We start from the raw sequence: 25,108 nt of genomic DNA on the forward strand, positions 1-25,108 counted from the left end.
CTTAACGCGCCTGGAGTTCTTTGCCGCAGGTTTCCGGCAGGCTCAGCGCCGCCAGGATCACCACGCCGTAGGAGACTGCGGCAAACGCGCCGATACCCAGCCCCAGCGGCACTTTCTCGCCCATCAGGCCGATCAGCAGCGGGAACAGGGCCGCGATGACCTTGCCGATGTTGTAGCAGAAGCCCTGGCCCGAACCACGAATGCGGGTGGGGAACAGTTCGGTGAGAAACGACCCCATGCCACTGAAGATGCCCGAGGCGAAGAAGCCCAGCGGGAACCCCAGCCACAGCATCACGCCATCGCTGACCGGCACCTGCGTGTACAACAGCACGATGACGAACGAGCCCACGGCGAACAGGATGAAATTCTTGCGGCGCCCCAGCAGGTCGCTGAGGTAGGCGCTGACCACATAGCCGATGTAGGAACCGACGATCACCATGGCCAGGTAACCCCCGGTGCCCAGCACGCTCAGGCCACGCTCGTTCTTGAGGAAGGTCGGCAGCCACGAGGTGATGGCATAGTAGCCACCCAGCGCACCGGTGGTCAGCAGCGAGGCGCGCACGGTGATCCAGAGCATGCCCGGGGCGAAGATCTCGTAGAAATGCGACGGGGCATCGGCGTTCTCGGCGGCTTTGGCCTCGCGGTACACCTGCGGGTCCTTGACCAGGCGGCGGACGAAGATCACGAAAATCGCCGGCAGCAAGCCCAGCAGGAACAGCGCGCGCCAGGCCTGTTCAGCCGGTAGCCAGGAGAACAGCAGCGCATAGAGGATCGCCGTCAGGCCCCAGCCGATGGCCCAGCCCGATTGCACCATGCCCACCGCCTTGCCACGGTCCTGCGCGCGGATCACCTCGCCGATCAGCACCGCGCCGGCGGTCCACTCGCCACCGAAACCGAAACCCATCAGGGTGCGGGCGATCAGCAGTTGTTCATAGCTCTGGGCGAAGCCGCAGAGAAAGGTGAAGAAGGCGAACCACAATACCGTCAGTTGCAGGGTGCGCACCCGGCCGATGCGGTCGGAGAGGATGCCGGCGACCCAGCCCCCCAGGGCCGAAGCGATCAACGTGCTGGTGTGGATCAACCCGGCTTCGGCGGTGGTGATGCCCCAGAGCATGATCAGCGTGGGGATGACGAAGCTGAGCATCTGGGTGTCCATGCCGTCCAGGCCGTAGCCGATCTTGCAGCTCCAGAATGTGCGTCGTTGCTGGGAGTCGATGTCGCGGTACCAGGCGAAGGGGCCGCTCGAAGTTCGTGCGGGGGCCTGCTGCTGCACGCCGGTCGGGTTCATGGATGCCTCGGCTTGTTGGTATTGTTTTATGGGCGACGTCGGGCGTCGCGGCCTGGGTATCATGTTCGAAGGCCGCGCCACCTGCGTCCAACGAGAAAAACCGCCGGTCTGGAACAAGAAAAACTGATCATGAACCTACGTTTCCTCGAAACCTTCGTCTGGGTCGCCCGGCTCAAGAGCTTTCGCCTCACTGCCGAGAAGCTGTTCACCACCCAGGCTTCGGTATCCAGCCGCATCGCCGCGCTGGAGGCCGACCTGGGCGTGAAACTGCTGCTGCGCGACTCGCGGGGTGTCAGCCTGACACCCGAGGGTGGCAAGGTCCTGGAGTACGCCGAGCGCATGCTGGAGACGGCCAAGGCGATGAAGCAGTCGCTGGACAGCGACCGGGCCAAGACCGGACGCATCCGCCTGGGGGTGATGGACACGGTGATCCACACCTGGATGAGCGCCCTGGTGGCGGAGCTGACCGAGCGCTACCCGCAAGTGGAGATCGAGCTGGTGGCCGACACCGCGTTGAACCTGCGCGAACAACTGCAGAAAGGCTTTCTCGACGTGATCCTGCAGACCGACCTGCTACGCGAACAGTCCATCCGCAGCCTGGACCTGGCGCGCTACCCGATGGGCTGGATCGTGGCCGCCGGCTCGCCGCAGCATCGCACTTATGCCTCGCTGGCGGAGTTGGCCCGCGAGCGCATCGTCACTTTTTCGAAGAACTCGCGGCCGCATCAGGAGGTGCTCAGCCTGTTGCAAGGCGCCGGGGCCGAGGCGCCGCGGTTGAATTGCGTCAACTCGGTGGCAGCGATCACCCGGCTGCTGCGCGATGGGTTTGGTATCGGCGCCCTGCCACCGGCGCTGGTGGAGGGTGAGTTGAGCCGGGGCGAGCTGGTGTTGTTGGAAGGCTTGCAACCACCACCGAGCCTGGAACTGGTGGTGGCCTGGCAGACCGGGGTGGCGTTGGTCGACGAGGTGGTGGCGGTGTGTCGGCAGGTGCTGGAGCGCTATGCGCGAGATGTGGGCGGGCAGCGGATCGTGCTGGTCTGAAAGACCCATTCGCCGGCAAAGCCGGCGCCTACAGGTTAAGCGCCGCCCTTGTAGGAGCCAGCCTTGCTGGCGAATGGGTCGCAAGGCGGCCCCTAGCGCCAGCTCTCTTTCACCACCTTGCGCCGCCCGCCGAGAATTACCCAGCCCACCAACAGCAACAGGCTTTCGACCACGAACGCCAGCACGAACCCGGCGCCGATCCCCCAACCAATAGCCTCCGGCACCAGCAGGATTTGATAGCTGTAGCCCTTGAGCGTCTCCTCGCGCAGCGCGGGGTCCGGCTGCACCAGCACATGCCAGGTGCGGCTCACCCAAGAGCCCTGCAGCGCCTGCCACTCGTGCTCGAGTAGTTGGTTGCGGATCAGCAGGCTCTCGATGCTGTTGGCATCGCTGTTGAACACCGGGTCGTCACTGCTGCGGTAGTGCCGCACCAGTGCTTGCAGATCACCATTGAAAAACCGTTGGGCAGTCTGGCGGAAGCCCTCGAGCGCTTGGCGCGATTCGAACAGGTGTGCCTCGACACGCTGGCTGTAGTCCTTGACCAGGCCCGGGACCTGGATCCCGGCCAACAACCCGAAGGTGAACAACAGCAAGCGCAGGTAGCTTCTGAACATGCGGGGCGTCCTTAGCTCTGCCCGTGGGCGACGCACTCGCCGTGGCGCCACAGGGCCCATTGGCCTGGCTCGTAGCGGTGCCAGGTCTCGTTTTCGGTGAGGGCCTCGGTAGCGATCACCGTGACCACGTCGTTGGGGGTGGTCTCGGTGTGGAAATCGACGATCAGGTCGACATCCTTCAACCGGGCGGCGCCGAACGGCGCACGGCGGGTGATGTGCACCAGCTTGGTGGAGCAGAAGCAGAACAGCCAGTCGCCATCGCTGAGCAGGCAGTTGAACACGCCCTTGCCACGGTATTCGGCGCACGCCTCGACCAGCACCGGCAGCAGTTGCTCGGCTTCGACCGGTTCGGGAAAGGTTGCCCGCACGCGGTTGAGCAAGTCGCAGAACGCCGCTTCGCTGTCGGTGTCGCCCACTGGCCAGTAGAACGTGCGCTGGCCGCTGAACTCGCCCAGCTGGCCGTTGTGCGCGAAGCACCAGTTGCGCCCCCACAGCTCGCGCACGAACGGGTGGGTGTTGGACAGGCAGACCTTGCCGACGTTGGCCTGGCGGATATGGCCGATGACCACTTCGCTCTTGATCGGGTAACGCTGCACCAGGTTGGCCACCTCCGACTCGCTGCTCGCGGCCGGGTCCTGGAACAGGCGCAGGCCGCGCCCTTCGTAGAAACCGATGCCCCAGCCGTCGCGGTGCGGGCCGGTACGCCCGCCGCGCTGCATCAGGCCGGTGAAGCTGAAGACGATATCGGTGGGGACGTTGGCGCTCATGCCCAGCAGTTCGCACATGTTCGCGGCTCCTGGCTTACAGACGGGGTTCTACGCGGCCCTGCCCCGGGCCGGAGCGGCGCCCCGGCGCCGGGTCGTCACGGTAGCGGTCACGGCGATCGGCGGCCACCGGGGCTTCGACGCTCACCTCGTCATCTTCCTTCGCCTGACGCTGGGCGGCGGCCTCCTGGGCGGCGGCCTCCTGGGCGGCGCGGCGCTCGCGGGCGCGCTTCTCCAACGGCCAGCGGATCAGCACGAAAACGATATACAGGGCAAAGGCGAACATGCCGTACATGGCCAGGTCGGCGGCGGCACGCAATTCGTTGTTGCCGACCTTGAACGCCACGTCCAGGGCGCCGATGGCGATGGCCGGGGCGAAGCTGTCCTTGACCGGGTCGACGATGGTCGGGGTGAACAGCAGGACGGCGACCAGCACCCGCAACGGCTCGCGCAGCCAGCGCCACATCCAGCCGGTGAGCTTGAAGGCCACCAGCAGGCAGCCCAGGGCGGCAACGGCGTACAGGCCCCAGGCCAGCGTATAGTCGTGTTCGGTCATGGTGTTGGTGCATGCCAGGCAAAGAGACGCCTATGATAAACACTTTTACCGGCGCAGGCTGCCCCCGAGCGGCGCAGTGAGCCTGTCAGGGCCTCTTCGCGGGTAAACCCGCTCCCACAGGGATATCGCTGTACCTGTTTAGGAGCGGATTTATCCGCGATGAGGCCACAGCCCCAACCAAGAGATCTCCGATGCCCAACGCCCCACGCCCCCCCATTGCCCGCCCGGCCGAAGGCACCGACCCCTACGCCTGGCTGCAGCACCGCGACACGCCTGAAGTGCTGGCCTACCTGAACGAAGAAAACGCCTACCAGGAAGCCTGCCTGGCCGACCAGGCCCCGCTGCGCGAACAGCTGTTCGAAGAGATCAAGGGCCGCATCCAGGAAACCGACCTGTCGCTGCCCTCCCCGTGGGGCCCGTACCTCTACTACACCCGCACCACCGCCGGCGACGAATACCCGCGCCACTACCGCTGCCCACGCCCGGCCGACGACAGCAACACGGTCGACGAAAGCCGCGAAGAGCTGTTGCTCGACCCTAACGCCCTGGCCAATGGCGGTTTCCTCGCCCTCGGCGCGTTCAATGTCAGCCCCGACCACCGCCTGCTGGCCTACAGCCTCGACACCAGCGGCGACGAGGTCTACACCCTGTACGTCAAGGACCTCGCCAGCGACGCGCTGACCACCCTCCCCTTCGACGACTGCGACGGCAGCATGACCTGGGCCAACGACAGCCAGACGCTGTTCTTCACCGAGCTGGACGATACCCACCGCCCTTGGCGCCTGCGCCGCCACACCTTGGGCGAACAGGGTGCAACCACCGTGTTCGAAGAGCCCGACGGGCGCTTCTTCCTGCACTGCTACCGCGCCAGCTCCGAGCACCAACTGGTGCTGCTGCTCAACAGCAAGACCACCAGCGAGGCCTGGGTGCTCGATGCCGCCACGCCGCAGGCCGCATTCACCTGCCTGGCGCCGCGGGTCGAAGGCCATGAGTACTACCCCGACCATGGCCAGCTCGACGGCCAGTGGCGCTGGTTCATCCGCAGCAACCAGGACGGTATCAACTTCGCCCTGTTTCAGGCACCGGCGGACAACGTGCCGACCCGCGCGCAATGGCAGGTGCTGGTGCCGCACCGCGACGACGTCATGCTCGAAGGCGTCAGCCTTAACGCTGCGGCGCTGTCCCTGAGCCTGCGCGAAGGTGGCCTGCCGATCATCGAAGTGCACCCGCAAGGGCTGCCGGCCTACCGCGTCGAACTACCGGACGCCGCCTACAGCCTCTACGTGCAGGACAGCCTGGAGTTCGCCAGCGCACGCATCCGCCTGCGCTACGAAGCGCTCAACCGTCCGGCCCAGGTGCGCCAGCTGGAACTGGCCACAGGCGCCCAGCAGGTGCTCAAGCAGACCCCGGTGCTGGGCCCGTTCGACGCCGACGACTATGTCAGCCAGCGCCTCTGGGCGGTGGCCAAGGACGGCACGCGAGTGCCGATCAGCCTGGTGCGCCGTCGCATCGACCTGGGCAAGACCGTGCCGCTGTACCTGTACGGCTATGGCGCCTATGGCGAAAGCCTCGACCCGTGGTTCTCCCACGCCCGCTTGAGCCTGCTGGAACGCGGCGTGGCCTTCGCCATCGCCCATGTGCGCGGTGGCGGCGAGCTGGGCGAAGCCTGGTACCGGGCCGGCAAGCAGGAACACAAGCACAACAGCTTCGGCGACTTCATCGCCTGCGCCGAACACCTGATCAACGAGGGCATCACTGCCCGCGAGCGCCTGGCCATCAGTGGCGGCAGCGCCGGCGGCCTGCTGATGGGCGCAGTGCTCAACCTGCGCCCGGACCTGTTCCGCTGCGCCATCGCCGAGGTACCGTTCGTCGACGTGCTCAACACCATGCTCGACCCGGACCTGCCGCTGACCGTCACCGAGTACGACGAATGGGGCAACCCCGAGGAGCCGGAGGTCCATGCGCGAATCAAGGCCTACGCCCCCTACGAGAACGTCCGCGCCCAGGCCTACCCGGCCATGCTGGTGGTCGCCGGCTACAACGACAGCCGCGTGCAGTACTGGGAGGCGGCCAAGTGGGTGGCGCGCCTGCGCACCCTCAAGACCGACCACAACCCGCTGCTGCTCAAGACCGAGATGGGTGCCGGCCACGGCGGCATGAGCGGGCGCTACCAGGGGCTGCGCGACGTGGCGCTGGAGTACGCGTTCGTCTTCAATGAACTGGGCGTGGTGTAAAACGCGTTTTTCGTTGTCATAGGGATCGGTCACCCCACATGAAGGTGGCGCGATCCCACAGGGTACAGCGCCGCTTTCCCGACATGCGAAGAAGAACAACACATGCCCGACACCCAGCACCTGAACGCCGAGATCCGCGACATGCTCATGGACTGCGGCCTGTTCGACACCCTGCAGCCCGGCGACTTCCTCGCCGCCGCCGGCTACTTCAGCCTTACCGCCATCGATGAGGGCCAGGCCATCTTCAGCGAAGGCAATGCCGGCACTTTCATGTGCATCCTGCACCGTGGCGTGGTTTCGGTACGCAAGCGCGACGCCAACGGCGCTCAGGTGGAAATCGCCACCCTGCGCAAGGGCCGGGCCTTCGGTGAGATGGCCGTGCTCGACGGCGAGCGGCGCTCGGCCACCTGCGTGGCGGCCAGCGACTGCCAGTTGCTGACCCTGGGCCGCGACTCGCTGGACAAGATGCTCAACGAAGCCCCGCGCATTGCCGCGCGCATCATCCGCGCCCTGGCCGTGGCCTTGTCCAGGCGCCTGCGCATGCAGGACGGCCAGCGCCTGGCGCAGCAGGTCTAGTCGTCGTTGTCCGGCACCTTCGGTGGCGTCGGCTGCAAGCCCGGCAAGGGTTGATCCTTGGGCGGCCCCGGCAGCGGCATGGGCGGCAACAGCGGCGCCCCCGGCTGATTGTCACCCGCCTTGGGCGGCGTGCTGGGCGTGATCTGCGGGTAGGGGGTGGGTGTCGGCGTGCCGGGCGCGCCCGGCACCGGCGTCAAGGGCCGCTGCTGCAGGCCGGCGGCGTCGACCGTGGGCACTGCGCCGAGCAGCAGTGCGGCGAAGATCGCATGCAACATCTGCAGCCTCCTGTCTGAACCTCCCTACAGACTAAGCCCAATGCCATGTAATTGCCTGTCCGCCCGCCCCACAGGCGCGCTAGACTCGATGGCATAACCGTCATTCGCCTGAACCAGAAAAAGGTAACACCATGAGCTCCACCTCCGACGCCACCGCCCGCCTCGACCGCATCCTCGCCGACGCCAAGCGCGACAAGGAAATGGGCTACCGCGACAAGGCCCTGAAGATGTACCCCCATGTCTGCGGCCGCTGCGCCCGTGAGTTCTCTGGCAAGCGCCTGTCCGAGCTGACCGTGCACCACCGCGACCACAACCACGACAACAACCCCCAGGACGGTTCGAACTGGGAGTTGCTGTGCCTGTACTGCCACGACAACGAGCACTCGCGCTACACCGACCAGCAGTACTTCGGCGAAGGCTCGCTGAGCTCACCCAAGACTTCCGTGGCCACCCACAACCCGTTTGCCGGGCTGGGCGCGCTGTTGAAGAAGGACTGACTGTCGATTCTCACCCCCGCCACCTCGGTGAGCCCGTATAATCGCGCTCTTTTTTGCGAAGGGCCCCACAGGTGGCGAACAAACGGTACAGCTGCATTGGGTTGTTCAACCCCAAATCGGCGGAGAACGTCGGCTCGGTGATGCGCGCCGCGGGCTGCTATGGCGTCAACTCGGTGTTCTACACCGGCAAACGCTACGAGCGCGCCCGCGACTTCGTCACCGACACCAAGCGGGTACACTACGACATCCCGTTGATCGGCATCGACGACCTGCAGCGCATCATCCCCCTGGGTTGCACCCCGGTGGCCGTGGAACTGGTCGAGGGCGCTCGGCCGTTGCCGGAGTACACCCACCCCGACCGCGCCATCTATATCTTCGGCCCTGAAGACGGCTCGCTCGATGCCGACGTGCGCGCCTGGTGCGAAGAGACCATCTACATCCCCACCGAGGGCTGCATGAACCTGGCGGCGACGGTCAACGTGGTGCTCTATGACCGCATGGCCAAGGGCTTGAATACGCGCTCGGGGCCCAAGTTCAAGTAATCACCGTGGATGCCAGTGTTCGCCGGCTTGTGCTGAAGCGCTGTTTCAATGCAGCAACTTGCTTTGCAGCACCTCGGACTGGCGCCCCAGCACGTTCTCGGCGATCTGCACGAACTCCTCGGTGCTGACACTGGACAGGCGCATCAGCGCTCGGGCGACGTCGTCCAGCGAGCGTTTGTTCTGGCTATGAAGGCGAATTTCTCGGTCCAGCGCCTGGAGCAGCAACACGCCCCGGGCGACCTGCGCGGCGTCGGCTTTGCCGCCCTTGAGCTGGGTGACCTTCGCCCCCTGTTTGTGCAGGCGGGCCTGCAGCGCCTGGTAGCGGTCATCGCTGATGCCGCCAGCTCGGCGCAATAGCTCGGTGGCGTAGTAGTCGGTGAGGCTTTCACTCAGCCAATCGCTGCCCTCGCGGTCGTTGATCTGGGCGAACAGCTGCACCAGCTCGCGCAACACCGGGCTGGAGCCATTCTCGTTGATCAACGGGCGGCCGCTGTGCAGGTACAGCGAGTTGTTGCCCCCCAGCGCGCCACGCCACATCTCGTCACGGGCGCCGACCAGCAGCAGCTTGGGGGGATTGCGGGGGAACACCGCTTGCAGTTGCGGCCAGACGAAGGTGAGCAAGGTCAGCGTGTCCATGCGCCGCATGCCCTGCCCTTGCGGTGCGGCGACGGTCACTTCGGTCTCGCCCAGGCGCGCACGGCGGCTGCCGAGGTTGCCGGCGAGCATCCAGCCGGTGGGGCGGTCGAACAGGCGCGAGACGTCGTCGATGCGAAACTTCTGCCGACCGATCCGCGGCCAGGCTGTCTCGACGCTCTTCCAGCCTGGTGGAAGGTCGAACGCCAGGCGCGCCACCAGCTCGGTTCCGTCGTGCTGATCGAGCCGCGCCGGTGGCACCAGCTGGTCACCCCGGAACAAGGCCCAGTGCGGGGTGATGCGCGTTTCATGGGCCGCACCTCGGGGCTGCTGGTCGAGCAACACCCGATAGCTCAGGCTGGTCTTCCCCGCCGCCGGATGCCAGACGCCACGACCGCCCTGCACCTGCCATTGGCCGTCGGCCAGGAAATCACTGTAGGCACTGCCGTTACCCAGGTCGAAATCCAGGCTGCGCACCAGCGCGCCATCCGCCAGGGTCAGGCGCACTTCGGCCTGGCCACTCTGCGGCAGCAGGCGGACCTGGTAATCGAGGTCGACTTTCTTCGCCCAGACTTGAGCACTGGCCAGCAGGCCGAGGACCAACAACAGCGGTTGACGCATACAGAAACTCCTTGTTCCCCAGAGGCGAGTAGCGACAAGCCAGGCGGCTCAACCGGCACGGAAAATCAGATGATCTTCCCAGTCGTCTTCATCCACGTCGTTCTCGCTGAGCATGCGCCCCGACCGGGAGATACGCTGTTCATGGACCTGCGTGCGGTCGCCGCTGACCAGATGGTGCCAGGCCGGCAGGTCCTGCCCTTCGCTGACCAGGCGGTAGCCGCAGGTCGGCGGCAGCCACTTGAACTGGTCGGCCTTGCCTGGGGTGAGCTGGATGCAGTCGGGCACGTGCTTGAAGCGGTTGGGGTAGTCGCTGCACTGGCAGGTCTGCAGGTCCAGCAGCTTGCAGGCGATGCTGGTGTAGTAGACGCTGTTGTCCTCTTCATCCTCGAGCTTTTGCAGGCAGCACAGGCCGCAGCCATCGCAGAGCGATTCCCACTCCTTGCTGTCGAGCTGGTCGAGGGTCTTGCGCCGCCAGAAGGGCGCGGTGTCAGCGTTCATCACACGTGTTCCTGCAGTCAACTTGAGTCCGCGGCGCGCGGCGGCGCCAGTCTAGAGGCTGTCCGGCGGCAACGCCAGACCGCTTGTCAGTGCTCGCCGGACGCAGTAGCGTGCGGAGTTTCCCCCGCCTCTCGCAGGAGCAGCCATGAGCGCCAACCCCCGCATCGCCGACTACGCCATCAATGAGCAGTTCATCAACCGCTGGTCGCCACGCGCCTTCACCGGCGAGCCCATCAGCCAGGAGACCCTGCTGAGCTTCCTCGAGGCCGCACGCTGGGCGCCTTCGGCGTACAACTCGCAGCCCTGGCGCTTCCTCGTACGCCCGCCGCGACACACCGAACTGGGAGCGCCACCTGAGTATCCTCAACGAGTTCAACCGCAGTTGGGCGCAGCACGCTTCGGCGCTGGTACTGATCATCTCCAAGACCACCTTCGCCGCCCCTGGCTCCGATGAGGAAAAGCCCGCGCTGTGGCACACCTTCGATACCGGTTCCGCCTGGGGCCACCTGGCGCTGCAAGCCAGCATCAGCGGCTGGCATACCCATGGCATGGCCGGCTTCGACCAGGAACTGGCACGCCGTGAGCTGAAGATCCCCGAGGGCTACGTGCTGCACGCGATGGTGGCGATCGGCAAGCTGGGCGACAAGGCGACCCTGGCCGAAGGGCTGCAGGCCCGCGAGGTACCGAGCCCGCGCCGGCCGCTGAGCGAGCTGGCAGCGGAAGGTCAGTTCAGCCTGTAACGCGGTGGTTCGCCGGCAAGCCGGCGAACACTCAATACCCCCGCGCGAAATCCACCTCGCCACGCAATCCCTGCCCCGCCTGGTACGCCCGCACATTCTCGACGAACAAGCGCACCATCGCCGCCGGCGAGGTCGGCGCCGAGCTGTGCCCGGTCAGCAGCAACCCCCAGGCGGTCCAGAACGGGTGGCGCTGGGGCAGCGGCTCCTGGCGGCACACATCGATCACCGCACCAGCCAGGTGGCCCTGCTTGAGCGCCTCGACCAGGTCGGCATCGACCACCGCCACGCCCCGCCCGGCGTTGATGAACAAGGCGCTGGGCTGGAAGCACTTGAACAGCGTCGCGTCGTACAGGTCGTGGGTGGATGGCGTATCGGGCAGCAGGTTGAGCACGTAGTCGGCCTGGCCGACCATGCGTGGCAACTGCTCCAGCCCCACTACCTCGGCGAACGGCGCCTGCTCGCGGGCGCTGCTGGCCACGCCATACAGCGTCACACCAAACGGCACGAGGAATTCGGCGACCCGCTGGCCGATATCCCCCGTACCGACGATCAGCACCCGGCGCCCTTCCAACGTGCGCCCCGGCCGGTCATCCCAACGACGCTCGACCTGGCTGACCAGGCGCGACAACACTTCGCGCTCGTGCACCAGCATGTAGGTGAGCATGTACTCGGCCATCACCTGGCCGAAGATGCCCACCGCCCGGGTCAACCGATAATCGCGCGGCAGCCCCTTGGCCAGCAGTGGGGTGATACCGGCCCAGGTCGACTGCAGCCACTGCGGCTTGTGGCCTTGGCGCAACAGGCTCGCCAGCAGGTCCGGCTGGCCCAGCCACACCGGGCAGTCACAGGCCAGGTGCGCCAGTTCGGCGGAATCGCCACTGGTCAGGACCTCCAGGTCCGGTGCCGCCTCGCCCAGCAGGCGAGCGTAGTTGGCATGATCCTGTTCAGCGATCAGAACGCGCATGTGAAACACAACCTTGGCAAACAACGAAATGTGGCCCGGCAAGCGGGCCACGACACAGTCAGGCGCCCCGGATCAGGCCGGGTCGTTACGGCGCAACAGCTCTTCGGGCAGGTGCTCGATGTAGTCGTCGTCCGGCGGTGGCATCTGCAGGTGGTAGCCCTGGCTGTCGAGGTTCTCCAGCACTTTCGCGATGTCTTCACGGGCCAGCTTGCGCTCGGGGCTGAGCACCAGGTCGAAGGCGTGCACCGGGGTGCCGAAGAACGGCAGCAACCCCTCTGGCACGCGCTCCAGGCCATCGGACTTGAGCACGTAGAGGTACATCTCGTTCTTGCGCGGGCTCTTGTAGATCGAACAGATTCGTTTCATTGCTTGTCTCCGGCGCCTGCCAGGTCGTCTAGCAGGGCCTGGCCCATGCGCTCGCGGCGCCAGCCGCGCAGCGACTCGGGCAATTGATAGGGGCCATTGGGGAAGCCGCTCTTGAGCAGGGCTTCGAGGGTCTTCTTGCGCAGCATCAGCTCCGGAGCGATCTGCAGGCGTTCGCCTTCGGCCTGGCCGATGGCGCGCAGGCGCTTGAGGATGCCGGAAGCCTCGATCGGCAGCGGCTCGGGCAGCGGCGCCGGCCATTGATCCTGCGGCAGGGCGGCGGCGCGCTTGATCAGCTGGAGGAGAAACTCGCCATCCTGGCGGATGGTGCGCGGGTGCATCTCGTCGATTCGACCCAGCGCCGGCAGGCTGTCGGGCTGGCTCTTGGCCATGGGCCACAGCGAGTGCTCCTTCAGAATGCGGTTGCGCGGCACATCGCGGCTGCGGGCCTCGCGCTCGCGCCAGGCACACAGTTCGCGCAGCACGGCCAGTTGCTGGCGGCCGAGCTTCCACGCCAGCTTGACGTCGCGGTACAGCGTCTCGGGCTCGACCTCACGGCGCAGCGCGGCGACCAGCTCGGCACCGTCGTCCAGCACCCAGGCGTATTTGTCGTCCGACAGCCGCGGGCGCAGGGCGCTGAACAGTTCGGCCAGGTGCACGGCATCTTCCGCGGCATAACTGACCTGGGTTTCCGACAGCGGGCGTTGTAACCAGTCGGAGCGCGTTTCGCCCTTCGGTAGCTCGAGGCCCAGCACCTCTTGCACCAGGCGCGAATAGCCCATCGAGAAACCGATGTTCAGGTAGCCGGCCGCCAGTTGCGTGTCGAACAGCGGCTGGGGCAGCTTGCCGGTCAGGCGCAACAGCACTTCGAGGTCTTCGCTGCAAGCATGCAGCACCTTGACCACGCGGCTGTCGTCGAGCAGGTCGGCCAGCGGCTGCCAGTCACTGATCAGCAACGGGTCGATGAGGAAAGCCTGATTACCGTCGCCGATCTGTACCAGGCCGGCTTTCGGGTAGAAGGTGTCGACCCGCATGAATTCGGTGTCGAGCGCGACGAAAGGCAGTTTGCGCCAGCGTTGGCAATGCTCGGCCAGGGTCTGGTCGTCACGGATCCAGTGAATTTCGATGGCCACGAGGCTCTCCCACTTACATTGGCGCGCAGTATATACGGCGCGGGCGCTCTGGGTGAAACCTCGCAAGCCACGCCATCCTTGGTACCGACCGTTGGTACGGTCAGCGGCCAGCTGCCAGCCATGGGCGACAGCTGGCGAACATGTCCAGCGATTGCTTGTAGACCTCGGTATGCACCTGCAGCAGGCCGAGCATGGAATGGAACAGGTTGTCCTGTGACAGCGGTGCATCGCGCAGCTTGGCCATGCAGTCGGTGTCCAGGCCGAAGTCCTGGCTGTAGCTGTCGGAGAACCAGGCTAGCAGCGGGACGTGCTTCTGTTGTTCCGGCGCCATCACGTAGGGGGTGCCGTGCAGGAACAGGTTGTACTCGCCCAGTGACTCACCATGGTCGGAGAGGTAGATCATCGCGGTGTCGACCTTGTCCTGCTTGCTGCGCAGGGTGTCGATCAGCGAGGACAGCACCTTGTCGGTGTAGGCCAGGGTGTTGTCGTAGCCGTTGATGATCTCTTCACGGCTACACTGGTTCAGGGCATTGCTGCGGCACACCGGGGTGAACGGCTCGGCGGCGCCGGGGTAGCGTTTGAAATACTCCGGGCCGTGGCTGCCCATCTGGTGCAGCACCAGCACGGTGTCCTTGTCGAGGTTGTCGATCAGCTCGGCCAAGCCCTGCAACAGGATCTCGTCATGGCATTCGCCATCGGCACACAGGGCCGGGTCCTTGAGGTTGCTGACATCGATGAACTGCACGCGGTCGCAGGTGCCCTTGCAGCCGGACTGGTTGTCGCGCCACTGCACGGACAAGCCGGCACGCTGGAGGATGTCAAGCAGGCCCTCGCGGTTCTTGGCCACGCTGGCAACGTAGTCCTTGCGCCCCATGCCAGAGAACATGCACGGTACCGATACGGCGGTTTCGGTGCCGCAGGAGTGGACGTCGGTGAAGCTCAGCAGCCCCTGCTCCTTCGCCAGGTTGGGCGTGGTGTCGCGGGCATACCCCAGCAGGCCGAAGTTCTCCGCCCGGGCACTTTCCCCCACCACCAGCACAGTCAACGACTTGCGCTCATGGTGCTGCCAGGTGGCGTCGCGGCGGGCATCCTCGCCATAGGCCTGGAACGGGTGCGAGGCCGTGCCGATCTGCTCGCGGACATAACCGATCGAGGCGCCGACGATATTGCTAGGGGTGAGCATCAGGCGCAGTTCGTGGTGATTGCGAAACAACGAGGACAGGCCCTGATAGTTGACCAGCGCCACCGACCCCAGCGCCGCCACGCACGCGCCGCTGACCACTAGTTTGCCGAGCAGCTCGCGGTGCCAGGGACGGTAGGCGATGGGGGCTTTCCATAGCAGCAGGGAGGGCGCCATACCGAGCAACAGGATATAAAGGGCGAACTTGATCGACAGCAGATCGCGAACTTCCGCGATATTGGTTTCGGCGACATTGCGGAACATGCCCGCGTCGATAAGCACGCCATATTGATTCATGAAGTAAGCCACGCCCGCGCCGCTCATGAACAACAGGATCAATACCGGCTTCAATACATAACGGAAGGCCAACAACGTCAACACGAGGTTGAACGCGAATAACATCAGCACGGCGAACGCCAGGCTCAGCCACAGCCCCACCATGCCGGGCGGCACGATGGATTCGAGGTGTTCCCAGAGAAAGGTGTTCAGGCCGATCAACAGGTAAAGGCTGGCCAGCAGCGTGACCCATTCAGTCCGCAGGGATTTGAGTTTCAGCATGGTGTTCGCAGTGAGAGTTGTCAGCGGCCAGCGCACCGGGAAGGCACTCTGGGAAGTTGGCCGAACTCTAGAAAGCGTAGCATCAATTTTTTGTGAAAAAGACGCCAACAATTGGTGGGACGGCGTCTTTTATCGATTAAACACGTTTCATTCAGCGTTTGTTCAGCCAGGCAGGTGAAGCTTGGCGTAAGGCTCGCGATCGATGTCGAGCACTTCGACGCACAGCTGGATGTCCAGCCCGGCCTCGGCGGGAATGGCATCGTGGAGGACTTCCAGCAGGCTGCTGGAAAGTTGCTGTTTGATCTGCTGCGAACGCCCACTGAGGATCGCCAGGCGCACATGGGCGAAAGCGCGTTCACCCGACGCGGTGCCGACGCGGTACTGGGTGAAGGCCTGGGCACGGCTCTTGATGTCCAGTTCGTCGGCGAACTGGCCGCTGCCGACCAAGGCGTGGTTCAGGCGCAGGAGCAACTGATCGACGTTAAACTGGCGCAGGTTGTCGCTGTATTCCAAGTTCAGGTGAGGCATGGCGCGGGTTCCGGTCACGGGAGGATGTGCGACAGCCTACCCCAGTCACGCAAAGCGGCAAAGGCGGCTATCCTCATGGTTCAGGCTTGTCTACCAACCCCTGAAAGAGGTGAACAAATGCCAGTTCCGCATGATTTGCTCGCAGACCTGCACGTTAACGCCGACCAGTTCCAGGCCCTCATCGATAAGGACCACGACCTGCACAAGCTGCACAAGGAATACAACGCCAAGGACAAGGAAGTGGTGGCCGCCGAAGGCAACGGCACCAACGACGACACCGTCAACCGGCTGCGCAAGGAGCGCCTGCTGCTCAAGGACAAGATCGAACGAATCGTTCATCCGCCCAAGTCCTGAGCAAGGATCTGAACATGTGCCGGCCCCTCCACGAAGGGGCCGGCTGCCATCACACCGCAGCGGACGCCTTCAACCCCGTGTCCAAATCCTCGATCAGGTCGCGATAGTCCTCGATCCCCATCGACAGCCGCACCAGGTTCTCGCTGATGCCCATCACGCCCTTCTGCTCCGGGCTGAGCGAGTTGTGCGACATGCTCCAGGAATGGTTGATCATGCTCTCCACGCCGCCCAACGAGTCGGCCAGGACGAAGATCGACAGCGCCTCGACCAGGCGATTGACCGCCGCCCGGTCACCCTTGATGCGTATCGCCACCACCGCACCGCCGGTACGCATCTGGCGCTTGCTCAACTCATGCTGCGGGTGACTTTCCAGGCCGGGGTAGTACACCTGCTCGACCTGGGGGTGACGCTCGAGGAACTGCGCCACGCGCAGGGCATTGGCGCTCTGGCGCTCCATGCGCACGTCGAGGGTCTTGAGCCCGCGCAAGGCCAGGTAGCAGTCGAACGGCCCCTGGATCGCGCCGACCGCCATGCTGATCTTGCGCAACCGCGCCAGCAGTTCAGGGTTGGCCGCCACCACCACGCCACCGGTGAGGTCGGAGTGGCCGCCGATGTACTTGCTCGCAGAGTGCATCACCAGGTCCACGCCCAGGGTGATCGGCTGCTGGTTCCACGGCGAGCAGAAGGTGTTGTCGATGCAAGTCATCACGCCACGGGCACGGGCCAGGTCGCACACCGCCTTGATATCCACCAGGTGCAGCAGCGGGTTGGTCGGCGACTCGATCCAGATCAGTTGCGTGTCGGGGCGGATCGCCGCGGCCACGGCGTCGATGTCGTTGAGGTCGACGTAGGTGGTGGTCAGGCCGGAGGTGCGCCCGCGGTAGTCTTCCAGCAGGCGGAAAGTGCCGCCGTAGACCCCGTTCATCACCACCACGTGGGCGTCCTTGGACAGTAGCTCCAACACCGTGGCGGTAGCGCTGACGCCCGAGGCGCAGGCGACCGCGCCGACGCCCTCTTCGAGTGCGGCGACACAGGTTTCATAGGCGTGTCGGGTCGGGTTGCTGACGCGGCTGTAGGCGTACTCCGGGTTGTCGTCCAGGCCGCGCTTGATGAACGAACTGGAGGTGACGATGGCCGGGAAGATGGCATTGTCGGCAACGCTGGACTGCTCGCCAGCGTGGATGGTGCGGGTGGCGAAATTGCGCGGCTTGTCGGACATGGTCGGGTCCATTGACTGAAGGTGGAAAACCGCAACTATCTCATATCCGTGGCGGGCAAGCGCCGTTGAGAACGGTCATTTCACCGAGGGCGACAGTCGGATTCCATTAACGCTGCGCAATCGCTAATCTCTGGAAACTTTTTCCCGATTCGAGCCCCGTCACGCCATGGACAGTTTCGACCAGCACATCCTCACCCTGCTGCAGCGCGACGCCTCGATCTCGCTCAAGGACCTGGCCGAGGCGGTCAACCTGTCGACCACCCCCTGCTGGAAGCGGGTCAAGCGCCTGGAAGAGGAAGGCTACATCCGTGGCCGTGTCGCCCTGCTCGACCCCGAGCGCCTGGGCCTGGGCCTGACCGTGTTCGTCCAGCTCAAGACCCAGCGCCACGACAGTGCCTGGCTGGAGCGGTTCGCCGCGACGGTGACGGCGTTCGAGGAAGTGATGGAGGTGTACCGGATGTCCGGTGACTGGGACTACATGCTGCGGGTGGTGGTGGGCGACATCGCGGCGTACGACCGCTTCTACAAGAAGCTGATCACCCGTACCGATGGTTTGTCGAACATCACCTCGAGCTTTGCCATGGAGCAGATGAAGTACACCACGGCGTATCCGGTGTATCGCTGAATGCCCCATTGTCGGATACGACCGCTGTAGGAGCGGCTTTAGCCGCGATCACCCGCAACATCGCGGTGCCTGCATCGCGGCTGAAGCCGCTCCTACGAGAGTCGGCGTTCAATCCGTGGATGACGCCTGGATCAGGTTACCGGCCTTGGCCTTCTCCAGCTTGATCGCGACGAACTTCGAGGTCGGCGTGTAGGTCCCCTCGCCGTAACTCTCCAGCGGCACCAGCGGATTGGTCTCCGGGTAGTAAGCCGCCGCCTGGCCTTCGGGCACGTCATAGGCCACCAGGCGGAACCCCGACACCCGCCGCTCGCGGCCATCCTCCCACAGCGATACCAGGTCCACTTGCTCGCCCGGCTCGAAGCCGAGCCGGCGGATGTCCGCCTCGTTGACGAACACCACCTCGCGCAGGCCGAACACGCCACGGTAACGGTCATCCAGCCCGTACAACGTGGTGTTGTACTGGTCATGGGAACGCAGGGTCTGCAGGATCAGGTCGGGCTTGTCGCCACGGGCCAGCACCTGGGCGTTGACCAGTTGCTCCGGCAACGGGCTTGGCGTGAAGCGTGCCTTGCCGGTGGCCGTGCGGAAGTTACGGTCGGCCGCGTTGTTGCCCAGGTGGAAACCGCCGGGATGCTGCAGGCGCTCGTTGAACGCGCTGAAACCGGGAATGACGTCGGCGATCATGCTACGGATACGACCGTAGTCGGCGATGGCGTACTCCCAGTCGATCGGCTTGCTGCCCAGGGTCGCCTTGGCCATGCCGGCAACGATCGCCGGCTCCGAACGCAGGTGCGGCGAACGCGGTTTCAACTGGCCATGGGAGATATGCACCATGCTGAAGGTATCCTCCACGGTCACGCCCTGCGGGCCTTCGCCCTGGATATCGATCTCGGTGCGCCCCAGGCACGGCAGGATCAGCGCATCACGGCCGGTAACCAGGTGCGAACGGTTGAGCTTGGTGGAAATCTGCACGGTCAACTCACAGTTGCGCAGCGCCGCGTGGGTGCGCGGAGTATCCGGAGTGGCCTGGGCGAAATTACCGCCCAGGGCGATGAACACCTTGGCCCGCCCCTCCTCCATGGCCTTGATCGCCAGCACGGCGTTGTGCCCATGCTCGCGCGGCACTTTGAACTGGAAACGCTTTTCGATGGCATCGAGCAGTTGCGCCTTGGGCTGCTCGTCGATGCCCATGGTGCGATCGCCCTGGACGTTGCTGTGGCCACGCACCGGTGACAGGCCGGCTCCCGGTTTGCCGACGTTGCCGCGCAGCAGTTGCAGGTTGACGATCTCTTGCACGGTCGGCACCGAGTGACGGTGCTGAGTGACGCCCATGGCCCAGCACATGATCACCCGCTCGGCCTTGCGGTACATGCGCGCGGCCAGCTCGATCTCGGCCTTGCTCAGGCCGGACTGCTCGACGATGTGCGCCCAGGGCGTGGCATCGACCACGGCCAGGTAAGCCTCGACACCGCTGGTGTGCTGGGCGATGAAGGCGTGATCGAACACCGGCGCCTCGTTGTTCAGTTGCGCCTCCCGCTCCCATTGCAGGAGAAACTTGGCGATCCCGCGCATGGCCGCCATATCGCCGCCCAAGGCCGGACGGAAGTAGGCGGTGTTGGTCGGTTCGGAGCCGTTGCTGAGCATCTCGAACGGGTGCTGCGGGTGCTGGAAACGCTCCAGGCCACGCTCCTTGAGCGGGTTGAAGCACACCACCTGGGCACCGCGCTTGACCGCCTCGCGCAGTGGCTCGAGCATACGCGGGTGATTGGTGCCGGGGTTCTGGCCGATGACGAAGATCGCGTCGGCCAGTTCCAGGTCATGGAACACCACAGTGCCCTTGCCCACGCCCAGGGTTTCGGCCATGCCTACGCCACTGGCCTCGTGGCACATGTTCGAGCAGTCGGGGAAGTTGTTGGTGCCATAAGCGCGCACGAACAGCTGGTAAAGGAACGCCGCCTCGTTGCTGGCCCGGCCAGAGGTGTAGAACTCAGCCTGGTCGGGCGACGCCAGACCATTCAGGTGCTTGGCGACCAGGGCGAAGGCTTCATCCCAGCTGGTCTCGACGTAGTGGTCGGTGGCCGCGTCGTAGCGCATCGGGTGGGTCAGGCGGCCCTGGTACTCCAGCCAGTAGTCGGTCTGCTCAAGCAAGGCGCTGACGCTGTACTTGGCGAAGAACGCCGGGTCCACCGAGCGCCCGGTGGCTTCCCAGTTGACTGCCTTGGCGCCGTTTTCGCAGAACTTGACCATGTCGCTTTCCGGCGACTCGCCCCAGGCACAGCCGGGGCAGTCGAAGCCGCCGTTCTGGTTGGTCTTGAGCATGGCCCGCAGGTTCTTGAAGGCGTTCTCGCTGCCCAACCAGCTCTTGGTCACGCTCTTGAGCGCGCCCCAGCCGGCGGCCGGCCCCTTGTAGTCCCTGATGTGTTCGTCCTGGCTCATGTTCGGATCATCCCGCTCGGTGTTTTTTCCAGCCTAAGAACCGGCCCCAGGTGCGTCCAATCGAAATAAATGAAAGCCTGATAAAGCGCATCGATCACCCTGCGCAGCCCTTGCGATCCGAGAGCTTGAGCGGTGATAGAGGGGATTGATCGAACGGTCGGGGAAAGCAATTTGACGCCAGGGGACGCACGTAATAGCTTGAACCTTGTCTGCGGCTTTTCGCCGCCCAAACTCCCTTCACAGCCGAGCGCGAACGTGGAAAAGACCCCCCAGGCCCTGGTCGACGGTTTCAACCGCAAAGTCGATTACCTGCGGATGTCGGTTACCGACCGCTGCGACTTCCGCTGCGTCTACTGCATGGCCGAGGACATGCAGTTCCTGCCGCGCCAGCAGATCCTCTCGCTCGAAGAGCTGTACCAGGTCGCCGAGCGCTTCGTGGCGCTGGGTACCCGCAAGATCCGCCTGACCGGTGGCGAGCCGCTGGTGCGCCAGGGCATCGTCGAGCTGTGCGGGCGCATCGCCGCCCTGCCCGGCCTGCGCGAGCTGTGCCTGACCAGCAACGGCTCGCAACTGCCGCGCCTGGCCCAACCGCTGTTCGATGCCGGCGTCTCGCGCCTGAACATCAGCCTCGACAGCCTCGACCCGGAACGCTTCCGCGCCCTCACCCGCACCGGCGACCTCAAGCAGGTGATCGCCGGCATCGACGCCGCACGCGCTGCCGGTTTTCGCCGCACCAAGCTCAACGCGGTGGTACTCAAGGGCCGCAACGACGACGAGATCGTCGACCTGGTGCGTTTCGCCATCGACCGCGAGTTGGACATCTCCTTCATCGAAGAGATGCCGCTGGGCGTGATCAGTGAGCATGAGCGTGGGGAATCCTTCTGCTCCAGCGACGATGTGCGCAACCGTCTGGCCGAGCACTTCACCCTGTTCGAGTCGGCCGAATCCTCCCAGGGCCCGGCCCGTTACTGGCGCCTGGCCGAAGCCCCCACTACCCGGGTCGGCTTCATTTCGCCCCACAGCCACAACTTCTGCGCCACCTGCAACCGCGTGCGCCTGACCGTCGAAGGCCGCCTGCTGCTGTGCCTGGGCAACGAGCATTCCGTGGACCTCAAGCAGGTCCTGCGCCAGCACCCCGGCGACACTGCGCGCCTGGAAAAGGCCATCCGCGACGCCATGCAGCTCAAGCCCTACCGCCACCACTTCGAAGTGGGCGGCGAGGTGCAGATCCTGCGCTTCATGAACATGACCGGCGGCTGATCAGCCGCCTCTGGAACCGCCTTGATCGTCCACCCACGCCCCGACATGCTGCGCGTGCTGTTCACCCTCAAGGGTTCGATCATCCAGCGCATTGCCTTGCGCTGCCTGGGGGTGACCCTGCTGGCGGCACTGATCGTGCTCATCGAGCGCCACTACCCGGCGTTGTTCTATCCGGTCAGTGCCACCCCCTTCACCCTGCTCGGGCTGTCGCTGTCGATCTTCATGAGCTTTCGCAACAACGCCTGCTACGACCGCTGGTGGGAGGGGCGCAAGGCCTGGGGCAGGATGATCATCGAGGTGCGCTCGTTCGTACGCCAGAGCGTGGTAATCGAGGACGAGCAGTTGCGCGCGCGGATGTTGCGCAGTCTGTGTGGCTTTGCCCATGCCCTCAACGCCCGGCTGCGTAACGAGCAAGAACTGCCCCTGGCCCGCACCTGGCTGGCCGAAGAAGTACAGGTCACGGCACACAATGTCTGCGATGGCATCCTGCGCGACATCGGCGCGCACTGTTCACGGCTGGCCAAGGACGGCGCGATCAGCGAGTTTCGCTACACCGTGCTGGAACAGCGCCTGACCGGCCTGTCGGAGGTTCAGGCCACCTGCGAGCGGATCAAAGGCACGCCACTGCCGTTCCCCTACACCCTGCTGCTGCATCGCACCATCTACATCTTCTGCCTGCTGCTGCCGTTCGCCCTGGCCGAGCCGCTGGGCTGGTTGGCACCGCTGTTCACCACCATCGTCAGCTACACGTTCTTCGGCCTGGATGCGATTGGCAACGAGTTGGAAGACCCGTTCGGGCGCGACGAGAACGACCTGCCCACCGATGCAATGGTGAGAACCATCGAGCGCGATGTACTGGCGGCGCTGGGGCATGAGCCACTGCCGCCAGCGCTGGTGCCGGTGGATCATGTGCTGAGTTGATGTAGCCATTCGCCGGCACGCCGGCGCCTGCAAAACCGGCAGGAGCCGGCTTGCCGGCGAACCACCCTCAAGGTCAGCCCCGGCTCTCGCAGGCCGCGATCGGCTTCAGGTGCGCCACGAAGTTGCACGGCCGATGCCGCGCATCCAGCTGCTCGGCCAGGATCCCCTCCCAGGCCGTACGACAAGCGCCGGTCGAGCCCGGCAGGCAGCACACCAGGGTACCGTTGGCCAATCCGGCCAGCGCCCGGCTTTGCACGGTCGAAGTGCCGATATCAAGAATCGACAGCGCGCGGAACAGCTCGCCAAACCCATCGATACGCTTGTCCAGCAGGCAATCCACCGCCTCGGGCGTGCTGTCGCGACCGGTAAAGCCGGTGCCGCCGGTGATCAGCACCACCTGTACCTGCTCGTCGGCGATCCAGGTGGCGACCTGGGCGCGGATCTTGTACAGGTCATCCTTGAGCAACTCCCGCGCCACCAGGCGGTGGCCGATCTCCACCGCGCGGCTGGCCAGCAGCTCGCCAGAGGTGTCGGTGTCGTAGGTGCGGGTGTCGCTGACAGTCAGCACGGCGATGTTCAGCGGCACGAACACCGCGTCTGGTTTCACACTCATGGGCTCAACTCCAGGATGGTCATCGCGCCACGTTAGAACCAAGCCCTGGCAGCGTCCAATCGATAGGGCGAAACACGTGATCAAGCCGGTCTATCACGCACCGATCAATCGCCTCTATCAAGCGGTCACCATTAAAGATTGGCCAGCACCAGCGGAGTTGGTTAAGGTCGCCAAACCCGCCCACCCCGCTCGCCAGGCCGCCCCATGGACATCAAGCAGCTCAAGTTCCTCATCGCCCTCGACCAGACCCGCCACTTTGGCCAGGCCGCGGCGCTGTGCCACATCACCCAGCCCACGCTGTCCATGCGCCTGCGCAACCTGGAGGATGAGCTCGACCTGGTGCTGGTCAAGCGCGGCCAGCGCTTCGAGGGCTTCACCGAAGCCGGCGAACGTATCCTGGCCTGGGCCCGCACCCTGCTCGCCGCCCATGACGGGCTGCAGGCCGAGGCCGCCAGCTGCCGTGGCCAGGTGGTTGGCAGCCTGCGCCTGGGCACCGTGCCGCTGGCCAGTTTCAACCCCATGCAACTGCTGATGCCCCTGCGCGCCAAGTACCCCGAGCTGAACTTCCAGCTGTCGTCGCTGAGCTCCGAACAGGTCATCGACGGCCTGAGCCGCAACCAGCTCGACCTGGGCATCTGCTACCTCGACCAGGTCAACGCCAGCTTCTTTGAAGTGATCGAACTGAGCACCACCACCATGGGCCTGCTGCACGACACACGGCACTTCGGCTTCGACACCGACACACTGCGCTGGGACGAGCTCGGCGAGATCCCGCTGGGCTTGCTGAGCAAGGGCATGCACTACCGCCAGTCCCTGGACCTGAGCCTACGCAGCCGTGGCCTGGAGCCCAACGCCGTACTGGAGAGCGACTCGACCTTCCAGTTGATCCAGGCTATCAACGCCGGCGTGTGCTGCGCGATCATGCCACTGGATTGCGGGCTGGAGGAGCTCAGCGAGCACATGCGCATCATCCCCGTGGCCGACGCCAGCATCCACAGCCCGGTCGGCCTGTTGCTGCGCCGCAGCGAACCTCGGTCGGCGATTGCCGAGCAGTGCTTCGACGAGGCCCGCGCGCTCTTTCAAGCTTCCTGACCCGTCGTCGCCTGGCGGTACTGCCTTGGGGTGAAGCCGGTCAACTGCTTGAACTGCCGGCTGAACGCGCTGTGGTCGGTGTAGCCGCAACGCAGCGCCACTTCGATGATCGGCAGGTCGCTGTGCAGCAGCTGGTGGGCGTGCTCCAGGCGGGCCTTGTGGATCATCTGCCGGGGCGTGAGGTGGAATACCCGCTTGCAGTAGCGCTCCAACTGCGCCACCGAGATCCCGGCGAGCCGGGTCAACTCGCCCATGCTGATCGGCTGGTGGAAGTGCGCGCGGATATGCGCATCCACGGCCGCCAGGCGCTGGTAGGCGGGGTGCCGATCGGCGGCTGATTGCAGGTCGATCGAGATACCCACCAGGCCGATGATCCTGCCACCGGCATCATGCAACGGTCGTTTGTGGGTCAGGCACCAGCCTGGCTCACGGCTGCCGTACAGGTGCAGCTCCAGTTGATCCTCCAGCACCCACCCCTGCTCCAGCACCCGGCGGTCCTGCTCGGTATAGCCAGGGCCCAGCCGTGCCGGGAACACCTCGGCGCTGGTCTTGCCCAGCAAGGGCTGCAACTGCTTGAGGCCGCAGCGCTGGACCAGCGTGCGGTTGGCCAGCACGTAGCGGGCCTGGTCGTCCTTGATGAAGATCGCCGCGTTGGTGATCACGTCGAGCATCGGCAATAGCCAGGCCACGCCTTTGAGCAGGGCCTCCAGGGATTCGGGGCGCTGCTGGTCGAGGGTCTGGTACAGGGATAACAAGGGGGTGTCGGGCATTCAGGCCTCACTCCGATGATCAACAAACCCATTCGCCGGCAAAGCCGGCCCCTACAGGAATGGAGGACGATGCGTGACCTGTAGGAGCCGGCCTTGCCGGCGAATGGGCCAGGGCTGGCTGGCACAGCAGCAAGTGCTGCAGCCTATTCCCCCTCTCGGCATCCCTACCAGCACTTTTGGCAACTATGCCGATTTCGCCATCTACCTTGGCGA

The 25,108-nt window shown here is 65.0% G+C and carries 26 protein-coding genes and 1 pseudogene; 11 read left to right on the forward strand and 16 right to left on the reverse strand.

The window, feature by feature from the left end:
• Position 1 precedes the first annotated feature (1 nt).
• Positions 2 to 1,288 (reverse strand): MFS transporter, encoded by a 1,287-nt coding sequence (locus IM733_RS12250; protein WP_248921052.1) that lies wholly within the window; start codon positions 1,286 to 1,288, stop codon positions 2 to 4.
• A 129-nt stretch (positions 1,289 to 1,417) separates the two neighbouring features.
• Between IM733_RS12250 and IM733_RS12255 the strand changes: the two genes are divergently transcribed.
• The gene (locus tag IM733_RS12255; protein ID WP_248921053.1) at positions 1,418 to 2,329 is read left to right on the forward strand and encodes a LysR family transcriptional regulator; all 912 of its coding nucleotides are present in this window, start codon (positions 1,418 to 1,420) and stop codon (positions 2,327 to 2,329) included.
• Between the two features lie 92 nt (positions 2,330 to 2,421).
• On the opposite strand, the gene IM733_RS12260 is transcribed toward IM733_RS12255, so the two are convergent.
• The 3 genes from IM733_RS12260 to IM733_RS12270 are packed head-to-tail and all read right to left on the reverse strand — an operon-like array spanning position 2,422 to position 4,263.
• Positions 2,422 to 2,943, reverse strand: coding sequence for a DUF2937 family protein (locus tag IM733_RS12260; protein ID WP_248921054.1), 522 nt, complete (start codon positions 2,941 to 2,943; stop codon positions 2,422 to 2,424).
• 11 nt (positions 2,944 to 2,954) lie between these two features.
• Positions 2,955 to 3,728, reverse strand: coding sequence for a class II glutamine amidotransferase (locus IM733_RS12265; RefSeq protein WP_248921055.1), 774 nt, complete (start codon positions 3,726 to 3,728; stop codon positions 2,955 to 2,957).
• A gap of 16 nt (positions 3,729 to 3,744) precedes the next feature.
• Complete coding sequence (locus IM733_RS12270) at positions 3,745 to 4,263, reverse strand: MFS transporter (protein WP_248921056.1); 519 nt, start codon at positions 4,261 to 4,263, stop codon at positions 3,745 to 3,747.
• A gap of 191 nt (positions 4,264 to 4,454) precedes the next feature.
• Here IM733_RS12270 and IM733_RS12275 point away from each other — a divergent pair, with 191 nt between their 5' ends.
• Together IM733_RS12275 and IM733_RS12280 are read left to right on the forward strand one after the other, a co-directional pair.
• A complete protein-coding gene (locus IM733_RS12275; RefSeq protein ID WP_248921057.1) occupies positions 4,455 to 6,497 on the forward strand; it encodes a S9 family peptidase in 2,043 nt (680 codons plus the stop codon).
• Between the two features lie 102 nt (positions 6,498 to 6,599).
• Positions 6,600 to 7,073: a cyclic nucleotide-binding domain-containing protein gene (locus IM733_RS12280; RefSeq protein WP_248921058.1), complete on the forward strand. Its 474-nt coding sequence runs from the start codon at positions 6,600 to 6,602 to the stop codon at positions 7,071 to 7,073.
• Here the strand turns inward: IM733_RS12280 and IM733_RS12285 are convergent.
• Positions 7,070 to 7,348, reverse strand: coding sequence for a hypothetical protein (locus tag IM733_RS12285; protein ID WP_248921059.1), 279 nt, complete (start codon positions 7,346 to 7,348; stop codon positions 7,070 to 7,072). The two genes, IM733_RS12280 and IM733_RS12285, sit on opposite strands and share 4 nt — an antisense overlap.
• 131 nt (positions 7,349 to 7,479) lie before the next feature.
• Between IM733_RS12285 and IM733_RS12290 the strand changes: the two genes are divergently transcribed.
• Entirely contained in the window at positions 7,480 to 7,845 is a 366-nt protein-coding gene (locus IM733_RS12290) for a YajD family HNH nuclease (RefSeq protein WP_248921060.1), read from the forward strand.
• A 71-nt stretch (positions 7,846 to 7,916) separates the two neighbouring features.
• A complete protein-coding gene (locus IM733_RS12295; RefSeq protein WP_044488345.1) occupies positions 7,917 to 8,387 on the forward strand; it encodes an RNA methyltransferase in 471 nt (156 codons plus the stop codon).
• 45 nt (positions 8,388 to 8,432) lie between these two features.
• On the opposite strand, the gene IM733_RS12300 is transcribed toward IM733_RS12295, so the two are convergent.
• The gene (locus IM733_RS12300; protein WP_248921061.1) at positions 8,433 to 9,641 is read right to left on the reverse strand and encodes a hypothetical protein; all 1,209 of its coding nucleotides are present in this window, start codon (positions 9,639 to 9,641) and stop codon (positions 8,433 to 8,435) included.
• 48 nt (positions 9,642 to 9,689) lie between these two features.
• The gene (locus IM733_RS12305; RefSeq protein WP_011535101.1) at positions 9,690 to 10,139 is read right to left on the reverse strand and encodes a YcgN family cysteine cluster protein; all 450 of its coding nucleotides are present in this window, start codon (positions 10,137 to 10,139) and stop codon (positions 9,690 to 9,692) included.
• Positions 10,140 to 10,284: 145 nt separating this feature from the next.
• On the opposite strand from IM733_RS12305, the pseudogene IM733_RS12310 reads away from it, so the two are divergent.
• Positions 10,285 to 10,879, forward strand: a pseudogene (locus tag IM733_RS12310) (nitroreductase family protein).
• Positions 10,880 to 10,910: 31 nt separating this feature from the next.
• Here the strand turns inward: IM733_RS12310 and IM733_RS12315 are convergent.
• The 5 genes from IM733_RS12315 to IM733_RS12335 form a co-directional block, all read right to left on the reverse strand.
• Entirely contained in the window at positions 10,911 to 11,843 is a 933-nt protein-coding gene (locus tag IM733_RS12315; RefSeq protein WP_248921062.1) for a D-2-hydroxyacid dehydrogenase, read from the reverse strand.
• A 72-nt stretch (positions 11,844 to 11,915) separates the two neighbouring features.
• Positions 11,916 to 12,209, reverse strand: coding sequence for a YcgL domain-containing protein (locus tag IM733_RS12320; protein WP_248921063.1), 294 nt, complete (start codon positions 12,207 to 12,209; stop codon positions 11,916 to 11,918).
• On the reverse strand, positions 12,206 to 13,339 hold the full coding sequence (gene rnd, locus IM733_RS12325; RefSeq protein WP_248921064.1) for a ribonuclease D: 1,134 nt from the start codon (positions 13,337 to 13,339) through the stop codon (positions 12,206 to 12,208). The genes IM733_RS12320 and rnd overlap by 4 nt, the downstream gene beginning before the upstream one ends.
• Positions 13,340 to 13,439: 100 nt before the next feature.
• Positions 13,440 to 15,077 (reverse strand): phosphoethanolamine transferase, encoded by a 1,638-nt coding sequence (locus tag IM733_RS12330; protein WP_248921065.1) that lies wholly within the window; start codon positions 15,075 to 15,077, stop codon positions 13,440 to 13,442.
• Positions 15,078 to 15,239: 162 nt separating this feature from the next.
• A complete protein-coding gene (locus tag IM733_RS12335; protein WP_248921066.1) occupies positions 15,240 to 15,605 on the reverse strand; it encodes a 5-carboxymethyl-2-hydroxymuconate Delta-isomerase in 366 nt (121 codons plus the stop codon).
• A gap of 117 nt (positions 15,606 to 15,722) precedes the next feature.
• On the opposite strand from IM733_RS12335, the gene IM733_RS12340 reads away from it, so the two are divergent.
• Complete coding sequence (locus IM733_RS12340) at positions 15,723 to 15,959, forward strand: YdcH family protein (RefSeq protein WP_248921067.1); 237 nt, start codon at positions 15,723 to 15,725, stop codon at positions 15,957 to 15,959.
• Positions 15,960 to 16,008: 49 nt separating this feature from the next.
• Here IM733_RS12340 and IM733_RS12345 read toward each other — a convergent pair whose 3' ends face one another.
• Entirely contained in the window at positions 16,009 to 17,190 is a 1,182-nt protein-coding gene (locus IM733_RS12345) for a trans-sulfuration enzyme family protein (RefSeq protein ID WP_248921068.1), read from the reverse strand.
• Between the two features lie 154 nt (positions 17,191 to 17,344).
• Between IM733_RS12345 and IM733_RS12350 the strand changes: the two genes are divergently transcribed.
• Complete coding sequence (locus IM733_RS12350) at positions 17,345 to 17,803, forward strand: Lrp/AsnC family transcriptional regulator (protein WP_248921069.1); 459 nt, start codon at positions 17,345 to 17,347, stop codon at positions 17,801 to 17,803.
• A gap of 108 nt (positions 17,804 to 17,911) precedes the next feature.
• Here IM733_RS12350 and IM733_RS12355 read toward each other — a convergent pair whose 3' ends face one another.
• On the reverse strand, positions 17,912 to 20,239 hold the full coding sequence (locus IM733_RS12355) for an FdhF/YdeP family oxidoreductase (RefSeq protein WP_248921070.1): 2,328 nt from the start codon (positions 20,237 to 20,239) through the stop codon (positions 17,912 to 17,914).
• A 255-nt stretch (positions 20,240 to 20,494) separates the two neighbouring features.
• On the opposite strand from IM733_RS12355, the gene moaA reads away from it, so the two are divergent.
• Both moaA and IM733_RS12365 read left to right on the forward strand, forming a co-directional pair.
• The gene (gene moaA / locus IM733_RS12360) at positions 20,495 to 21,499 is read left to right on the forward strand and encodes a GTP 3',8-cyclase MoaA (protein WP_248921071.1); all 1,005 of its coding nucleotides are present in this window, start codon (positions 20,495 to 20,497) and stop codon (positions 21,497 to 21,499) included.
• Between the two features lie 21 nt (positions 21,500 to 21,520).
• On the forward strand, positions 21,521 to 22,420 hold the full coding sequence (locus IM733_RS12365) for a bestrophin family protein (RefSeq protein ID WP_248921072.1): 900 nt from the start codon (positions 21,521 to 21,523) through the stop codon (positions 22,418 to 22,420).
• A 73-nt stretch (positions 22,421 to 22,493) separates the two neighbouring features.
• On the opposite strand, the gene moaB is transcribed toward IM733_RS12365, so the two are convergent.
• A complete protein-coding gene (moaB, locus tag IM733_RS12370) occupies positions 22,494 to 23,033 on the reverse strand; it encodes a molybdenum cofactor biosynthesis protein B (RefSeq protein WP_248921073.1) in 540 nt (179 codons plus the stop codon).
• A 204-nt stretch (positions 23,034 to 23,237) separates the two neighbouring features.
• Here moaB and IM733_RS12375 point away from each other — a divergent pair, with 204 nt between their 5' ends.
• Positions 23,238 to 24,125 carry a LysR family transcriptional regulator gene (locus IM733_RS12375; protein ID WP_248921074.1) on the forward strand — a complete coding sequence of 296 codons (888 nt, stop codon included), beginning with the start codon at positions 23,238 to 23,240 and terminating at the stop codon, positions 24,123 to 24,125.
• Here IM733_RS12375 and IM733_RS12380 read toward each other — a convergent pair.
• The gene (locus IM733_RS12380; RefSeq protein WP_248921075.1) at positions 24,113 to 24,895 is read right to left on the reverse strand and encodes an AraC family transcriptional regulator; all 783 of its coding nucleotides are present in this window, start codon (positions 24,893 to 24,895) and stop codon (positions 24,113 to 24,115) included. The two genes, IM733_RS12375 and IM733_RS12380, sit on opposite strands and share 13 nt — an antisense overlap.
• Positions 24,896 to 25,108 lie beyond the last annotated feature (213 nt).

The organism is Pseudomonas entomophila (assembly GCF_023277925.1).
Lineage (GTDB): Bacteria > Pseudomonadota > Gammaproteobacteria > Pseudomonadales > Pseudomonadaceae > Aquipseudomonas > Aquipseudomonas entomophila_D.

Excerpts from the sequence above, each read along its gene's own strand:
- IM733_RS12250 (WP_248921052.1), bottom strand. The coding sequence starts at position 1,288 with ATGAACCCGACCGGCGTGCAGCAGCAGGCCCCCGCACGAACTTCGAGC.
- IM733_RS12255 (WP_248921053.1), top strand. The coding sequence starts at position 1,418 with ATGAACCTACGTTTCCTCGAAACCTTCGTCTGGGTCGCCCGGCTCAAG.
- IM733_RS12260 (WP_248921054.1), bottom strand. The coding sequence starts at position 2,943 with ATGTTCAGAAGCTACCTGCGCTTGCTGTTGTTCACCTTCGGGTTGTTG.
- IM733_RS12265 (WP_248921055.1), bottom strand. The coding sequence starts at position 3,728 with ATGTGCGAACTGCTGGGCATGAGCGCCAACGTCCCCACCGATATCGTC.
- IM733_RS12270 (WP_248921056.1), bottom strand. The coding sequence starts at position 4,263 with ATGACCGAACACGACTATACGCTGGCCTGGGGCCTGTACGCCGTTGCC.
- IM733_RS12275 (WP_248921057.1), top strand. The coding sequence starts at position 4,455 with ATGCCCAACGCCCCACGCCCCCCCATTGCCCGCCCGGCCGAAGGCACC.
- IM733_RS12280 (WP_248921058.1), top strand. The coding sequence starts at position 6,600 with ATGCCCGACACCCAGCACCTGAACGCCGAGATCCGCGACATGCTCATG.
- IM733_RS12285 (WP_248921059.1), bottom strand. The coding sequence starts at position 7,348 with ATGTTGCATGCGATCTTCGCCGCACTGCTGCTCGGCGCAGTGCCCACG.
- IM733_RS12290 (WP_248921060.1), top strand. The coding sequence starts at position 7,480 with ATGAGCTCCACCTCCGACGCCACCGCCCGCCTCGACCGCATCCTCGCC.
- IM733_RS12300 (WP_248921061.1), bottom strand. The coding sequence starts at position 9,641 with ATGCGTCAACCGCTGTTGTTGGTCCTCGGCCTGCTGGCCAGTGCTCAA.
- IM733_RS12305 (WP_011535101.1), bottom strand. The coding sequence starts at position 10,139 with ATGAACGCTGACACCGCGCCCTTCTGGCGGCGCAAGACCCTCGACCAG.
- IM733_RS12315 (WP_248921062.1), bottom strand. The coding sequence starts at position 11,843 with ATGCGCGTTCTGATCGCTGAACAGGATCATGCCAACTACGCTCGCCTG.
- IM733_RS12320 (WP_248921063.1), bottom strand. The coding sequence starts at position 12,209 with ATGAAACGAATCTGTTCGATCTACAAGAGCCCGCGCAAGAACGAGATG.
- IM733_RS12330 (WP_248921065.1), bottom strand. The coding sequence starts at position 15,077 with ATGCTGAAACTCAAATCCCTGCGGACTGAATGGGTCACGCTGCTGGCC.
- IM733_RS12335 (WP_248921066.1), bottom strand. The coding sequence starts at position 15,605 with ATGCCTCACCTGAACTTGGAATACAGCGACAACCTGCGCCAGTTTAAC.
- IM733_RS12340 (WP_248921067.1), top strand. The coding sequence starts at position 15,723 with ATGCCAGTTCCGCATGATTTGCTCGCAGACCTGCACGTTAACGCCGAC.
- IM733_RS12345 (WP_248921068.1), bottom strand. The coding sequence starts at position 17,190 with ATGGACCCGACCATGTCCGACAAGCCGCGCAATTTCGCCACCCGCACC.
- IM733_RS12350 (WP_248921069.1), top strand. The coding sequence starts at position 17,345 with ATGGACAGTTTCGACCAGCACATCCTCACCCTGCTGCAGCGCGACGCC.
- IM733_RS12355 (WP_248921070.1), bottom strand. The coding sequence starts at position 20,239 with ATGAGCCAGGACGAACACATCAGGGACTACAAGGGGCCGGCCGCCGGC.
- moaB (WP_248921073.1), bottom strand. The coding sequence starts at position 23,033 with ATGAGTGTGAAACCAGACGCGGTGTTCGTGCCGCTGAACATCGCCGTG.
- IM733_RS12375 (WP_248921074.1), top strand. The coding sequence starts at position 23,238 with ATGGACATCAAGCAGCTCAAGTTCCTCATCGCCCTCGACCAGACCCGC.
- IM733_RS12380 (WP_248921075.1), bottom strand. The coding sequence starts at position 24,895 with ATGCCCGACACCCCCTTGTTATCCCTGTACCAGACCCTCGACCAGCAG.